The 14,428-nt window shown below is 45.3% G+C and carries 14 protein-coding genes, 1 pseudogene and 2 other annotated features (1 of these 17 cut by a window edge); of the genes and pseudogenes, 9 read left to right on the plus strand and 6 right to left on the minus strand.

Annotated elements, in window-relative coordinates; all coding sequences use genetic code 11:
- Nucleotides 1–11: a binding site (T-box leader), on the plus strand; it begins 216 nt to the left of the window's first position.
- Nucleotides 12–43: 32 nt separating this feature from the next.
- Nucleotides 44–268, plus strand: a binding site (T-box leader).
- 52 nt (nucleotides 269–320) lie between these two features.
- A complete protein-coding gene (thrS, locus tag MTN95_RS10940) occupies nucleotides 321–2,237 on the plus strand; it encodes a threonine--tRNA ligase (protein ID WP_202852777.1) in 1,917 nt (638 codons plus the stop codon).
- A 118-nt stretch (nucleotides 2,238–2,355) separates the two neighbouring features.
- The gene (locus tag MTN95_RS10945; RefSeq protein WP_202852776.1) at nucleotides 2,356–2,775 is read left to right on the plus strand and encodes a MarR family transcriptional regulator; all 420 of its coding nucleotides are present in this window, start codon (nucleotides 2,356–2,358) and stop codon (nucleotides 2,773–2,775) included.
- A gap of 42 nt (nucleotides 2,776–2,817) precedes the next feature.
- Here the strand turns inward: MTN95_RS10945 and MTN95_RS10950 are convergent, their stop codons facing one another.
- Entirely contained in the window at nucleotides 2,818–3,006 is a 189-nt protein-coding gene (locus tag MTN95_RS10950) for a 2-hydroxymuconate tautomerase (protein ID WP_227598567.1), read from the minus strand.
- A gap of 108 nt (nucleotides 3,007–3,114) precedes the next feature.
- On the opposite strand from MTN95_RS10950, the gene MTN95_RS10955 reads away from it, so the two are divergent.
- The 3 genes from MTN95_RS10955 to MTN95_RS10965 all read left to right on the plus strand — a co-directional run bounded on the left by MTN95_RS10955 (nucleotide 3,115) and on the right by MTN95_RS10965 (nucleotide 4,880).
- On the plus strand, nucleotides 3,115–3,774 hold the full coding sequence (locus tag MTN95_RS10955) for a site-2 protease family protein (RefSeq protein WP_101864913.1): 660 nt from the start codon (nucleotides 3,115–3,117) through the stop codon (nucleotides 3,772–3,774).
- A gap of 12 nt (nucleotides 3,775–3,786) precedes the next feature.
- Nucleotides 3,787–4,305: a YwhD family protein gene (locus MTN95_RS10960; RefSeq protein WP_248338145.1), complete on the plus strand. Its 519-nt coding sequence runs from the start codon at nucleotides 3,787–3,789 to the stop codon at nucleotides 4,303–4,305.
- Between the two features lie 152 nt (nucleotides 4,306–4,457).
- On the plus strand, nucleotides 4,458–4,880 hold the full coding sequence (locus MTN95_RS10965) for a hypothetical protein (protein WP_202852775.1): 423 nt from the start codon (nucleotides 4,458–4,460) through the stop codon (nucleotides 4,878–4,880).
- A gap of 32 nt (nucleotides 4,881–4,912) precedes the next feature.
- On the opposite strand, the gene MTN95_RS10970 is transcribed toward MTN95_RS10965, so the two are convergent.
- Nucleotides 4,913–6,988 carry a transglycosylase domain-containing protein gene (locus MTN95_RS10970; RefSeq protein WP_248338147.1) on the minus strand — a complete coding sequence of 692 codons (2,076 nt, stop codon included), beginning with the start codon at nucleotides 6,986–6,988 and terminating at the stop codon, nucleotides 4,913–4,915.
- A 200-nt stretch (nucleotides 6,989–7,188) separates the two neighbouring features.
- On the opposite strand from MTN95_RS10970, the gene speE reads away from it, so the two are divergent.
- The gene (gene speE / locus MTN95_RS10975) at nucleotides 7,189–8,019 is read left to right on the plus strand and encodes a spermidine synthase (RefSeq protein ID WP_059335162.1); all 831 of its coding nucleotides are present in this window, start codon (nucleotides 7,189–7,191) and stop codon (nucleotides 8,017–8,019) included.
- Nucleotides 8,020–8,079: 60 nt separating this feature from the next.
- Nucleotides 8,080–8,952, plus strand: coding sequence for an agmatinase (gene speB / locus MTN95_RS10980; RefSeq protein ID WP_105954411.1), 873 nt, complete (start codon nucleotides 8,080–8,082; stop codon nucleotides 8,950–8,952).
- 107 nt (nucleotides 8,953–9,059) lie between these two features.
- On the opposite strand, the gene phrF is transcribed toward speB, so the two are convergent.
- Together phrF and MTN95_RS10990 are read right to left on the minus strand one after the other, a co-directional pair.
- Complete coding sequence (gene phrF, locus MTN95_RS10985) at nucleotides 9,060–9,179, minus strand: phosphatase RapF inhibitor PhrF (RefSeq protein WP_059292327.1); 120 nt, start codon at nucleotides 9,177–9,179, stop codon at nucleotides 9,060–9,062.
- Nucleotides 9,163–10,308 (minus strand): response regulator aspartate phosphatase, encoded by a 1,146-nt coding sequence (locus MTN95_RS10990; RefSeq protein ID WP_248338148.1) that lies wholly within the window; start codon nucleotides 10,306–10,308, stop codon nucleotides 9,163–9,165. Before MTN95_RS10990 ends, phrF begins: the two co-directional genes overlap by 17 nt.
- Nucleotides 10,309–10,536: 228 nt before the next feature.
- Here MTN95_RS10990 and MTN95_RS10995 point away from each other — a divergent pair, with 228 nt between their 5' ends.
- Both MTN95_RS10995 and MTN95_RS11000 read left to right on the plus strand, forming a co-directional pair.
- Nucleotides 10,537–11,895, plus strand: coding sequence for a YncE family protein (locus MTN95_RS10995; protein WP_248338150.1), 1,359 nt, complete (start codon nucleotides 10,537–10,539; stop codon nucleotides 11,893–11,895).
- A gap of 191 nt (nucleotides 11,896–12,086) precedes the next feature.
- Nucleotides 12,087–12,442: pseudogene (locus MTN95_RS11000) on the plus strand (YncE family protein); the annotation flags it as partial.
- Between the two features lie 6 nt (nucleotides 12,443–12,448).
- On the opposite strand, the gene MTN95_RS11005 reads toward MTN95_RS11000, so the two are convergent.
- Together MTN95_RS11005 and MTN95_RS11010 are read right to left on the minus strand one after the other, a co-directional pair.
- Nucleotides 12,449–13,150 carry a bacteriocin biosynthesis protein AlbG gene (locus MTN95_RS11005; protein WP_248338153.1) on the minus strand — a complete coding sequence of 234 codons (702 nt, stop codon included), beginning with the start codon at nucleotides 13,148–13,150 and terminating at the stop codon, nucleotides 12,449–12,451.
- A complete protein-coding gene (locus MTN95_RS11010; protein WP_202852772.1) occupies nucleotides 13,147–14,424 on the minus strand; it encodes a M16 family metallopeptidase in 1,278 nt (425 codons plus the stop codon). The genes MTN95_RS11005 and MTN95_RS11010 overlap by 4 nt, the downstream gene beginning before the upstream one ends.
- Nucleotides 14,425–14,428: the final 4 nt, after the last annotated feature.

Consider the following 14,428-nt stretch of genomic DNA (forward strand, 5'->3'; position numbering starts at 1 on the left):
TCGTCCCTTATAGAGGGACGGGTGTGTTTTTTTTTATACATATAGAAATGCGATGAAAAGGACATGAATGATAGTTACGGTTTTCAGAGAGGGAAGGAAAGGTGCGAGCTTCCCAGCTTAGGAATATCATTTACCGCCTTGGAGCAGCATTGGGGAACAATCAGTATCCAATGCCGTTTATGCTGCGTTACAGCACCGAGCCGATGAACATGAAAGTTCGTTGGGAACTTGGGTGGAACCACGGGTTAATCACACACTCGTCCCTTACAGAGGGACGGGTGTGTTTTTTTATATACAACAATTAATAAGGAGTGTTTGAAATGAGTAAACATGTAAGTATTCAGCTTCCGGACGGACAGGTAAAGGAATATCCGAAAGGCACTACAGTCAAAGAGGCGGCTGCGTCCATCAGCTCCAGTTTGGAAAAGAAAGCAGCAGCGGGACAGGTTAATGGCCGGCTCGTTGATGTCAGCTTCAAGCTGGAGGAAGATGCTGAGCTTTCAATTATCACACTGGATTCTCCAGAAGGCTTGCAGGTGCTTCGCCATACATCAGCGCATGTGCTGGCTCAGGCAGTGAAACGGCTGTACGGCCAAGCGTCCTTGGGAATAGGGCCTGTCATTGAAGACGGATTTTATTATGATATGAAGCTTGATCGGAGTCTGACTTCCGGAGATTTAGAGGCCATCGAAAAAGAGATGAAGCATATTATAAACGAAAATATGGATATCAAGCGAATAGAGGTTTCTTACGAGGAGGCTGAAGCGCTTTTTGCAGAAAAAGGCGAGCCGTTTAAGCTGGAGATTTTGAAAGACATTCCGCGCGGGGAGAAAATGACGCTGTATCAGCAGGGAGAATTTGTTGACCTGTGCCGCGGGCCGCATCTTCCTTCAACAGGAATGATCAAGGCGTTCAAATTAACACGGGTGTCGGGTGCTTATTGGCGAGGAGACAGCCAAAATGAAGTCCTTCAGCGGGTGTACGGTGTTGCGTTTCAAAAGAAAAAAGATCTCGAGGCGCATCTGCATGTGCTGGAAGAAGCAGCGAAACGGGATCACCGCAAGCTGGGAAAACAATTAGAGCTGTTTATGTTCTCGGAAGAAGCTCCGGGAATGCCGTTTTATTTGCCAAAAGGGCAGATTGTCCGCAATGAGCTGGAACGCTTTTCGCGTGAACTGCAAACAAATGCCGGCTACGCCGAGGTGCGTACGCCGTTTATGATGAATCAGCGGTTATGGGAGCAGTCGGGGCACTGGGACCATTATCGCGACAATATGTATTTTTCGGAAGTAGATCAGACTGCATTTGCAATGAAGCCGATGAACTGTCCCGGCCATATGCTCATCTTTAAAAACAGCCTGTACTCCTATCGTGATCTGCCGATTCGTATGGCGGAGTTCGGCCAGGTGCACCGCCATGAATACAGCGGTGCTCTAAACGGAATGCTCCGCGTCCGGACGTTCTGCCAGGATGACGCGCATATCTTTGTTCGGGAGGATCAAATCGAGAGTGAAATTAAAGAAGCCATTCGGCTGATTGACGAGGTATACCGCACATTCGGTTTCGAGTATACGGTTGAGCTTTCCACTCGCCCGGAGGATTCATCAGGTGAAGACAGCGTGTGGGAAATGTCTGAAAACGCCTTGAAACACGTCCTTGAGGATCTGGGTCTTCCTTATGAAGTAAACGCAGGGGATGGAGCGTTTTACGGAGCGAAAATCGATTTTCATATTAAAGACGCTTTGAAGCGGAGCCACCAATGCGCCACAATCCAGCTTGATTTTCAAATGCCGGAAAAATTTGATTTAACATATATAAATGAGCACAATGAAAAGGTTCGTCCCGTCGTCATTCACAGAGCGGTATTCGGCTCAATTGACCGTTTCTTCGGCATTCTGATCGAGCATTTTGGCGGAGCTTTCCCAGTCTGGCTTGCGCCGGTACAGGTCCAAATTATACCGGTTTCTCACGTTCATATGGACTACTGCGAAAAGGTGCAGTCTGAGCTAAAGCGGCTCGGGATAAGAGCCAATATTGATGAACGCAATGAAAAGCTTGGCTACAAAATCAGAGAATCACAGATGCAGAAAATCCCGTACATGCTGGTGCTAGGGGATCAGGAAGTGAATGAAAAGGCGGTAAACGTTCGTGAATTCGGACATCAGAAGAGTGAACAAGTTCCTTTTCAGGTGTTTAAAGAGAATATTGTCAAACAGGTGAAAAATCGAAGCATGTAGGAGAAAAGTTGCGAATTCGCTGTTTGCTTTTTTGACTTTCCCTATCTGGTATCAGTAAAATAATAAGTAATCATATCGTTCGTATGTTATGAATGCATCTCGAAATGGGGAAATCTACATGGATCATGACAAACTGGAAGCAAATTTGCTGGATAACGCACTAACAAAATATTTGAAAAGCACGAAACTATTAGATGAAGCCACCGTTCCGAAACATGTGAATAATGTAAGAGGATTTATTCTGCGGATTATATATCGACACGGGAGCTGCACCATAAAGGACATTCTAAAAGAGGTCACGCTGTCTCCGTCTGCCACCACAACCGCTCTGAATCACTTAGAGCAGGAAGGGTTTATTAAGAGATCCAGAAATAACAATGACCGCCGCACCGTTTGGATTACGCTTTCTGAATCGGGGCAGGCAGCGGCTCTTCAGATGATTCAAAATCGCCAGCAGCTGATTGACGGCATGTTTGAACGTTTGACTGCCGAAGAGAAGGCAGCGTTTTTAGCTATTATTGAAAAAATGACGAAATAGAGATGAAAAAGCCGGCTTGCGAAGCGCCGGCTTAATATCAGATTATTCCATATCGCTGAGGCGTTTGCCTGCGACCGCGTAATGGTCTTTTCTCATTTCTTCTATAAAGACAACAATTTTTTCTTCAGAGGCACCGGTCGTTTCTTTCACGGCTTCTGTTACTTTCTTAACTAGATTGCGTTTTTGCTCGTCTGTACGGCCTTCAAGCATTTTGACGGTTACGTATGGCATAGGTGTGAATCCTCCTTTATATCGTTTCCTCTCTTTAGGAAAAGAGGCTTCTTATAGTATACTGAATAAAGTAAATTCTTGCATTTTTAGAAAGAGGGATCATCTCACTTGGACCGTTTTTTATATTACCCGTTGTCTCTAATGCCATATTTGGTCATTACCTTAATTGTTTCGTTTACAATGCATGAACTCGCTCACGCCTATGTCGCATATAAATTTGGTGACAATACGGCGAAAAAAGAAGGAAGACTGACGCTTAATCCTATCAAACACCTTGATCCGTTCGGAACCATTTTGATCCTGGTGGCCGGCTTTGGATGGGCTCGTCCTGTTCCCGTCAATCGCCGTTTCTTTAAGAAGCCTCGTCTGGCCGGCGTACTCGTATCCATTGCCGGGCCGATCAGTAACCTGATTCTTGCGTTTATCGGTTTCTCTTTGTTAGTGTTGATGCATGCTTACGGAATGGAACTGCTTGCGGCATTCAGTACAGGACTGGACCAGTTCTTTTCAATCTGGATACAGCTGAACCTCGTTCTGTTTTTATTTAATCTGCTGCCGCTGCCGCCGCTCGACGGCTATCGTATTATTGAAGATCTCGTCCCGCCGGGGGCGCGTGCCAAGATGACGCAAGCGGAAAGCTACGGCTTTATCGTCTTTTTGGTACTGTTTGTGACACCGCTCGGATCCTACGTGCTTTGGCCAATGCTCAACGCCGGAAGAGATTCAATTTTACATTTGTTTTCAGCGATATTTCAACCGCTTTTGTAGGAGGTAGAACTTATGGAAGAAAAAAAGAAAAAATCAATCGGGTTTAATATTATCAAAAGTGATCCGACAGACGGACACGGCGGCTTTGGCGTAGGCGCACTCAGCCTGGATAATATTTCACCTGTATTCGTTGATGTAGAGGAAAAAGAAGCGTTCGTTGATATCGGCGCGATGCACGCCCGCAGCGTCGTTGAAAAAGGCATTAAATTTCTGCCTAATAAAGAAGATGTTCCAAACGGAAAACCATACTGGCTTGTGTGGGTGACGATTGACAGAAGAGAAGAGGGCCCTTATTACGCAGGAGTAACAGTCTGTGAACTGACGGTCGACAGAAGCATCAGAAGAGGCTACAAATCGCTCCCGGAGCATGTGAATCTGATGGATAAATCGATGAAACGGAACATTATCATTGATAAAATGGATGACAGCTCGAAGCAAGTGCTTGGCGAATTTCTGAAAAACCATGACCAAGGCCTGTGGGAACGCTCTTCTGATGAATTGAAAAAAGGCCTGCTTCAAGAAGAAAATTAATTTGTGAACTTTCTGTGAACTTTTAGAAAATTTGAATTATTTTCTGTGAACATTGAGTAAACTGGTGATACAGAAATAGGACATGGAAAATCCCGAGCCGAACCAAGACTCGGGGTTTTTCATTTTTTTTGACAGCAGATAGGGGAAATATCGTGTTTCAAACCATGAGGATTGGTGATTGGGTCATTGAAGCGGACGTGGAGGAAACGAGAAGGCAGTATGCGAAAGATATTGAAGATATGTGCGGGTGTCTTCTCTGTGAAAATGACCGGGAAGTAATGAAAACACTGCAGCGTGAGAAGGCGCAAATGTTTGAGGATTTTGGTCTTCAGCCGTCTGTTTGTACGGATATTAATGAATTTGGGCCGGAGGGTGACCGTCATCTTTATGTGGCCAGCTATTTTATTGTCGGACGTATTATAGAAGGGAAAAAAGAATGGGATCCGGACCGTAACTGGTATATATCATTTGAAGTGCCGAGAGATGACCACTTTATCCCCGAAGGATTCCCGAAACCCGTTCTCCAGCTTGATTGCGTGACGCTGCTCCCATGGATAATGGAAGAACCATATTAAATAACCCGGCATTCAAGCAGCCGGGTTATTTTTTAATGATTCCGTCCCAGCCATTTGTCCCACCACTTTTTCGGGGAAGCGGGCTTTTCCTTGACTGGATGCTGGTCTTTTGTTTGTTTGACAGGCTCTGAGCCGTAGCACACATTCGCTGGCTCTGTGCCTTTCACAAAATACGTGTAATGCTTGGCTGCGCAGCCGGGGCCGGAGGAGTAGCCTGTTGCCGGATCGATGTAGACGCCGGTCACGCCTTTTGGCGGTTTAAAGGCTGTTTCTGGTTCTCCTTTGAGCGCATCCTCCATAAACTCCGCCCAAATGGTTTTGGCATAGTTTTTTTCTGCGACTGAGTCGATGGTGCTGTTTTTGTCATAGCCCGTCCATACACCCGCAGCCAGCTTCGGATTGAAGCCGATCATCCAGCTGTCTGCGCTTGTTGTGCCTGATTTTCCAGCATAGGTTCTTGTCAGGCGATCCGCGATTGTCCGTCCTGTCACGGATGTATAGCCGTTTAAATCTGTATCAAACATGCCTGTCATCATATTAGCGGTTACAAAGGCAGCTTTTTCATCCAGCACTTGTTTATGCTGATTCGGGCTTTCGTACAGTACATGTCCGGCCGCATCAGTCACCCTCGTGATAAAGGTCGGTTCGATTTTCTTTCCGCCATTTGCCAGCATGGCATAGGCGTTGACCATCTCAATCGGGCGCACCGGTTCCGTGCCGAGGGCCAAGGATGGCAGCGCTTGGAGCTGCGCGGTGATGCCAAATTCCTTTGCCGCCTGAACGAGCTTGTTCATTCCGAGAAAGAGATGGGTTTTCACGGCATAAATGTTGTCAGACAGCGCCAGCGCCTGAAGAAGCGTAATCGGTTTGTTTGCGTAGTAACCGTTATAGTTGCTTGGAGAATAGGTTTCTCCCTTTGCGTCGATTTGAAACTCGGTTTCTTCGCTTTTCATCAGTGTCACTGGCGTAAACCCGCTCTGAATCGCTTTATAATAAAGTAACGGTTTGATTGTCGAAGCGGGCTGGCGTTTCGCCTGTGTCGTCCGGTCAAACGGGCTTTTTTGATAATCCCTGCCGCCGACAAGAGCGAGAACGTTTCCTGTGCGTGGATCAATGGCTGAAAATCCGACTTGAATGTCAGAACCGGCGTTAACCGTTTCGGTAATGGTTTCCTCGGCAATGCGCTGAAGCCGTTTATTCACGGTTGTATACACATTTAACCCGCTCGTTTCAATTTGCTCCCGCGTCATGCCGAGTTTTTTTTCCAGGTCTCTCATCGCATTATCATAGAAATAAGGCGCTTTTCTGCTGATGGCGTGTTTATTCAACGGCTGATAGGAAAGGGGCTCTTTGATCAGCTTGTCCGCTTTTTTGCGGCTGATCATCCGCTGCTTTTCCATCATCCGCACAATTGTTTTTTGGCGATCCTTGGCCTTTGTTTCATTGACATAAGGCGAATAGCCGGAAGGGCCTTTCGGAATACCGGCCAAAAGCGCCGCCTCCGCATCTGTCAGGTTTTTGGCATGCTTGCCGAAATAGAGGCGGGATGCGGCTTCAATGCCATAGGCGCCGTGGCCGTAGTAGATCGTATTTAAATAGCCTTCTAATATCTCGTCTTTAGAATAGTTTTGTTCCAGACGAATTGTATAGAATGCCTCATTCCATTTGCGTTTCCACGTTTTGTCGTGTTCAAGATACAGGTTTCTCGCATATTGCTGGGTAATGGTGCTTGCGCCCTGCACCTTGGCCAGCGCTTTTAAGTCGGCCAGCGCCGCACCGGCCATGCGTTTATAATCAAAGCCATGGTGATCATAGAAGTTCTGGTCTTCAATCGCCACCGTCGCTTTTACAATCGTCGGATTCATGTCTTTTAAGGGGACCCAATAGCGTTTTTCGCCATAGTTCGTCTCCCCGAGTTTAGAGCCGTCGCTCGCAAACAAAATCGTGGATTGCGGCACTTGAACCGAGGGAGCGCCCTGGTATTTGGCTATCAAAATGACAGTCATAAACACAGCAGCTGCCGCTAAGCACGCGAAAGCCCCAAGAAAGATAAAGGCGCGAACGGTTTTGAGCGTCAGTCTCAGCCGTTTATTTGTCATTGCATCCACAATGGTTCCCCCTTTTTTTATGTTTCTACTATTATGAGAAAAAAAGATTGTTTTTAAACATCGCGTGACAGGACGCATCTTTACTTTTTTCCCGCCATCCTCTATACTTTTTCCTTAGGTGAAAATGCGATTTCAACCGGGAATAAAAGCTGAAAAGACGCTTACAATAAATGAATACAGCCTTGAAAGGGAGATGACAATTGAGCGAACTTTGGTACACAGAGAAGCAGACGAAAAACTTTGGCATTACATTGAAGGTTAATAAAACATTACATACAGAACAAACTGAGTTTCAGCATTTAGAAATGGTGGAAACAGAAGAGTTCGGCAACATGCTGTTTTTGGACGGCATGGTGATGACATCTGAAAAAGACGAATTCGTTTATCACGAAATGGTGGCGCATGTGCCATTGTTTACGCACCCGAATCCGGAGCATGTGCTTGTAGTCGGCGGCGGTGACGGCGGCGTCATCAGAGAAATTCTGAAGCACCCGAGCGTGAAAAAAGCGACACTTGTTGATATTGACGGCAAGGTTATCGAATACTCTAAAAAGTTTCTTCCTTCTATTGCGGGAAAACTTGACGATCCGCGTGTTGACGTGCAGGTGGATGACGGATTTATGCACATTGCGAAATCTGAAAATCAATACGACGTCATTATGGTAGATTCAACTGAACCAGTCGGACCTGCGGTAAACCTGTTTACAAAAGGGTTCTATGCCGGAATCGCGAAGGCGCTGAAAGAAGACGGCATTTTTGTCGCGCAGACGGACAACCCATGGTTCACACCGGAATTGATCACAAATGTACAGCGTGACGTGAAGGAAATCTTCCCGATTACGAAGCTGTATACGGCGAACATTCCGACATACCCAAGCGGTTTGTGGACATTTACAATCGGTTCGAAAACATATGATCCGCTTGCAGTGGAAGACAGCCGTTTCTTTGATATTGACACGAAATATTACACAAAAGATATTCATAAAGCGGCGTTTGTTCTGCCGAAATTTGTGAGTGACCTGATTAAATAAAGAATGTATGGCGCAGGAGCGAATCTTGCGCTTTTTTAAAGGAAAGCGAGGGTTTTATAGATGAGATTTGATGAAGCTTATTCAGGAAAAGTATTTATCGCGAGCCGTCCAGAGTGGGAAGAGGCGGACGCCATCCTTTACGGCATGCCGATGGACTGGACGGTGAGCTATCGTCCGGGATCACGCTTTGGCCCGGGAAGAATCCGCGAGGTGTCAATCGGCCTTGAAGAATACAGCCCGTATCTGGACCGTGATCTGGCGGACCTGAACTTCTTTGACGCCGGTGACATTCCGCTGCCATTCGGCAACCCGCAAAAAAGTCTTGATATGATTGAAGAATATGTAGACAGCATTTTAGAAAAAGGAAAATTCCCGATGGGTATGGGCGGGGAGCATCTCGTGTCATGGCCTGTCATGAAAGCAATGTACAAGAAATTTCCTGACCTGGCGATTATTCATTTTGATGCACATACGGATCTTCGCGTCGACTATGAGGGAGAACCGCTTTCTCACTCAACGCCGATCCGTAAAGCGGCGGAATTAATCGGCCCGGAAAATGTGTATTCATTCGGAATCCGTTCCGGTATGAAAGAAGAGTTCGAATGGGCAAAGGAAAACGGCATGCACATCTCTAAGTTTGAAGTGCTTGAGCCGCTGAAAGAGGTTCTTCCGAAGCTGGCAGGCCGTCCGGTATATGTCACAATCGACATTGACGTATTAGACCCTGCTCACGCACCGGGTACAGGAACCGTTGACGCAGGCGGCATCACGTCTAAAGAACTGCTTGCATCCGTGCATGAAATCGCGCGCTCAGAAGTAAACGTGAAGGGCGCAGATTTAGTGGAAGTAGCTCCGATTTACGATCACTCAGAGCAAACGGCAAACACAGCCAGCAAAATCATTCGTGAAATGCTGCTTGGGTTTGTGAAATAAGAGACATCCAGACTTTGTCTGGATGTTTTTTGTTCCCATGATTTGCAAACATCTTATTCAAGGTGGAAAGAGGGGACGAAAAAAACCGCCGATAAAGGCGGTTTATCTTAAATCATTCCTCGCTGTGCAACTTCCATTTGGTGTGTAGGTGCATTTGCAATATTCGTTGCGACAAACACTGTACTTAGGGCCAGGCAAGAGAGTAATAGTTTAGACTTCAATTTCATACAATCTCACTCCTCCTTGAATAAGTTGCCTTACTTGTTCCACCTTCAGAAAATACGCGGAAGCTTTTTGGAAATTTTCACGTCCATGATAATATTTTGCCACATCAAGCGCAAAATCTTCAAGATCAGCATACATCATTTTACTTTCGAGAAAATCGAAGAATTTCTGAATTGCCTCTTCATCCGGGCCTGATAAGTATAAAGATTTCAAAAATTCAAACTCTGATAAGTAAATGATATCTCCAGCCTCTTTAGAATAAGCAATTCCTTTACTATGATATTCATGAGCTTTATCCATTTTTCCTAATTTATAATGAATTTGTGTAATCAAAAAATAAGCTTGAGGCAGAGAAGGAAGAATGTTAGCTTCTTCAAAAACAGATATGGCTCTTTTGAAATATGTGATTGCTGACTCATACTGTTCTTGGCTGTTTTTGCAAAGTCCGATGTTATACAGCGTTCTTCCCATTAATTGGGGCTGTTTTTCGGATTCTGCCATTGTATAAGCTTTTTTGAAATGTGATATGGCGTCCTCATATTGCTTGAGATCTAAGAAATTGGTAGCAAACAAAGAATGGCATTGAAGCAATCTAATATTATATGCTGTGTGCTCTTTGTATATTTCATATGCCTGCCGTGCATAGTCCAAAGAAAAATACGTTTGTTTCATATAGTAATAAGATTCAGACATTTTAAAGAAAAATTCAGCTTTTTCTATTCGATCCTTTACGAAAATCAGCTTGCTTTCGGCTTTTTTGAAAAATTTAATAGCAGATAAGTATTCACGCTGATCCAGTTCGTACATGCCCCTGAAGAAATTAAAGTAATAGTCAAGGACTCCGGTTAAACGAGCCTGTTTTTTATCGATTTCAAGCAGCAAATCGGACAGTCGCGGCTGTTCCTCTATCCGCATGTTTTCTAACGGTTCAAGATACTCAAGCATCAGATTGTGCCGGAATTCCATCAGTGAATAATACAAATGAAGATCCTGGTCTTCTTCCATTTGATCCAGCTCTTGTTTGATTTCTCTTCGTAAATATTCCGCATCCGGTATGCTGAATCGGCGTATGTACATATACCATTCATTAATCTTTTCTCCAACGGAAGAAGAAGATATGACACTTGTCACGTTTGAAAATCCCTCCCTTCATTATTCTATATATGTCATATTTTATCATCATCATTCTTGTGAGAAGCGCAAAAAAACCGCAATCTTTTCTTTCGTTACACCGCATGGTGGCCGGAATTTCTTCAAAAACAGCTTTTACCCTCGGCTGTTTGTACAAGCAAACACATTCACCTTCCATATTCTGTTGTATCTGCGTGAGCAGTGTATGTCTGAAAAGGAAGTGATGAAATGAGGAAAAACAAGCTTTCCTTTAAAGAAAAAGCAGAAGCTGCACAAGATTGTTTATGTTTTTGTGAGGAAGAAACCAGTCGTGAAGCCATGTTTCAAGCGCCGATTGAATTGCCTGAGGGGTTTGTCGTTGATCCGGCTGAAGCTGTTGCAAACGTCACGTGGAATGCAGACAGCCTTTCTTGTGTCAGTGAACGTTGCTTAATTGAGACGGGGCCTGAGCCTGATGAAATCGGTGTTCAATTTGCAGTCCGCCTGCAGGGAACCGTTACGCTTCTTGTCAGTGTCTCACCTGTGCGAAACCAATATGGACAAGGGGAGGGGGCTGTTTCTGTCATTCACAATGCAGAGATCGATCAAGTTGTCTATTATTCTGATGAACCGGATGATTGTCCGGATGTCAGTGACATTACGATCGAGAACCTTGTTGTCGTCCCGCCATTTTACGGCAGTCCTTTATCGGTGACGGGAACGATTGTGCTCGCCCCGGAGCCTGAGCCGGAGCCTGTTTATGCGTTTACAGCGAATCCAGATGATCAGTCGGTTTCTGTGGTTGATACAAACACTCATACTGTTGTGACGACGATTTCTCTTCCATACCAACCTACAAGGGTAGAAAAGACGCCAGATAACACCTCTGTGTTTGTTTTGCATTACTATGATCGTGTCATTTCTGTCATCAATCAAGACACATTGAGTGTTACAGCTTCTATTTTGCTGGATCAGCCGCCGGAATCCATATCTTTTATACCTGGACACGAATTTTTTTATGTTGTCGCCGGTGGTGCCATAGATGTGATAGGAATTGAAACCTTAACTGTTGAAAGGTCTATTCCTTTTGAAGGCTTTGATGTTGCAATTGATCCAAATGGATTGTTCGCGTATCTGCTTGGTTTCGGTTCAGTGCAAAGATTGGACTTAAACACAGGTGAAGTGACAGGAACTATTGAACGGGATCTTATCGTAAATGGCCTAGAAACGGGTTGGCCGGAACGTTACCTTTATGTATTAGAACAAGAATTCTTTTTCAATTATTTGACGGTGATTGATTTAAGTACATTTACGATCAGCAGCACCCAAGAGCTGGAGTATGAAGGTGAATATCGAATGTTTAAGAGCGGATCAGGGGTGTATTTGTTTGATGGTTTCACTTACAATCTATATTCCGTCAGCCCAAGTGGTGCAGGCGTAATAGGAAATCTTCCGCAATCGGCAAGAGACTTTGCGTTTACCCCGAATGGCGAATTTCTGTATGCAACAAATTTTATAGAGCAAAGCATCACTGTTTACAACACGGATGATTATTCTGTGGAAACTGTCATATCGCTTGGCGTTTCACCGAGTGACATTGCGATTTAATCAACTATGCATTTTTAAAAAGAGATGTGAAATCATGAAAAAGAATTTTTTCTGTTTTACAGGAAAATTGTTTCTGTTTTTGTGATGAAGATGCCAGCAGTGAAGCGCTATTTCAAGTGCCGATTGAAGTTCCGGAGGGGGTTGTCGTTGATCCTGCGGAAGCAGTCACTGCGGTTATATGGAGTACAGACGTGATGAATGGTGAACTGGGGCCGAAGGGTGTAATAGAGATCAGTTTGTCACCCTTGAGCAGGGGAGGTGACTTTGACCGTCTATTTGAAACTTTGAGGACAATTGTATTTTCTTGGATAGTACTAGGGCTTATTTTCTAGAGCCTTATAGTGAACCGTTTCTCATTAACAATGTATATGTCGTTAATACTGCTGCACAAAGGATCATTGCAAACGTGTCTCTTCCTAATGTCTATGACCTAACAGTAACATCCGACAAAGCCCGGCGACAATGAGTGACCGTGTACCGCACGAGTGATGAGTCAGCCGTGACGGTCATTCCGATTGGCGCCGGTCCGTCCGCGATTGCAATGTAGATGTTTTTATAGATCGAGAGAAGCAGGGCTGCGGTAAGAGAATCGTTTATAAACAAAAGATCCGATCTGCTGGATGGCAGCTAAGGTAATCAGAAACAGCAGTTCACTTATAGTAAAACTGAGCATCCACCAAATCCCGGCTCCTGTCAGCACTCCCACCAGCACTTTTCTGAACAGGTTTCCATGCTGAAAAAGCTGCAGCAAGTACGTTCGCATATAAAACAATAAATACAAAAACAGTAACACCGCAAGCCCCATTGTAACGGCAGGGGCAGTGTGAAAGCTGAAGGGAACGGCCTTGACGATTTCAAACATGCAGCCGAAAACGATAACCTGATACAATACAGCAGCCATCACATATGATTGGCGGATGCCCTTATAGCTGTCGCGCAGCGATTTTACATCGTCGGCATAACGGCTGCACAGCTTGCGATGCTGAAAGTCACAGCAGCTTTGATGAGACTGTGTGAGTTTCTGAAAAGCTGCTGTCATGTTTTTGACAGATTGCGTCACGTAGTGAAGATACAAAAAGGCGGGCAGCATCAGTACGGAAGCTGCACAAGCCAACAGCCCAAGGCGGGCAGCGTCATTTTTGATCAGCTGTACATATTGGCCCGCGGCTTCGGCACCTGAGTGAAACCAGCCGAAGGAATAAGCCGCCATGGCCGCAAGCAGCAATAATAAAGTAAAGACAGTGCTTTTTTTCATTGTCTCATCACTTCTTTCTGGGGTACATGAATGACTGCTTTGTGAGAAGAAACCATTGCTTCAATGAGAGCCAAGAAATCATGAGAATTCATCTGCTGAATGGTGCGGTAAAGGCCGAGAAACGAGCAATCGTACTGTTCACACTCTGCCGCCCATTCAAAGCATTTACGCGCGTAATCACTGTCATAGATGATCGCGTTGACTAAAGAATCCTTGCCGTACTCAAGCCAGGCTTCGGTACGGTTTTTCTGCTGCGTGATATAGTAAGATGCCACATCGATGTATGCGGAAGAATGCGCCCCTTTACTGTGAAGGATCAAAAAGCCGCCATCCTCTGATAAGTGAACATCCGCTGATAGGCTTTGGATATTCAAGCGGTACGTTTGCCGGATCTCATGAAAAAACGGCGAATCCATGTGAAACAGGATGCGAGAGGCAATGTCCCAGTACAGTTTCAAGGTCAAAAGTCCGTTTTCTCCTGGGAGCGCCCCGATTTGTATTCCGGTCCAAGTGTCTTCCGGCCGCTCCAGATCACCCTTTACCTCTTTTGGTGAGAGGGGAGGGCACGCAGGGACGATCTTTCTGTCAGAGCGGCTGCCAGAGCGCTTTTCCAGCCTAAGCTGAGAAGGCAAAAGAGTTTCAGCATCTTCTGGGCCGCCAATCAGAAACAGCGTCATCCGATGGGGCTGGTAGGCGGCAGCATAGGCTTCCTGCAGATCACAGATCGTCAGAGCCTCAATGTCTTTTTTTCTGCCTGCGGGGAAGACTGCGGCTGGTGAGGCAGGAGACAGCATCTGGATCAGCTGATAATGGTAATGAAGCTGGTGGTTGAGAAGCGCCGTTTCGATTTCACTTGTAATCACGGCTTTTTCCTGAGCAATGATCTGTTCGTCAAACGAGTGGTCCCATAAAGCGTCAAGCAGGATTGAAATGGTTTGTCTGAGCCGATCCGGCAATGAGGTAAACATGAAATTTGTATCAGTGTAAGTGGTAAACGCATTTAACAGCGCGCCGTGTTCAAAAAAATCACTATACAGGTTCCGGCCGTTATGCCAAAAGAGGAGATGTTCTAAAAAGTGCGCTGTGCCATATGGCAGCATCCGGCCGCCGGTTTCTGACTGTAAACGGATATCCCGGCTTCCAAAGCCGGTTTTGACATTGCACAATCTTAAATGGGCGCGGGGAAATTGTAACCTGAATATTTTCATTCCCTTGTCTGTGTATCTGATATCGGTTCGTTCATCCAGCTGTTGAAAAAAGGCTTCCTTTTCCATATCT

The organism is Bacillus sp. 2CMS4F, from assembly GCF_023161785.1.
Classification (GTDB): Bacteria; Bacillota; Bacilli; order Bacillales; family Bacillaceae; genus Bacillus; species Bacillus halotolerans.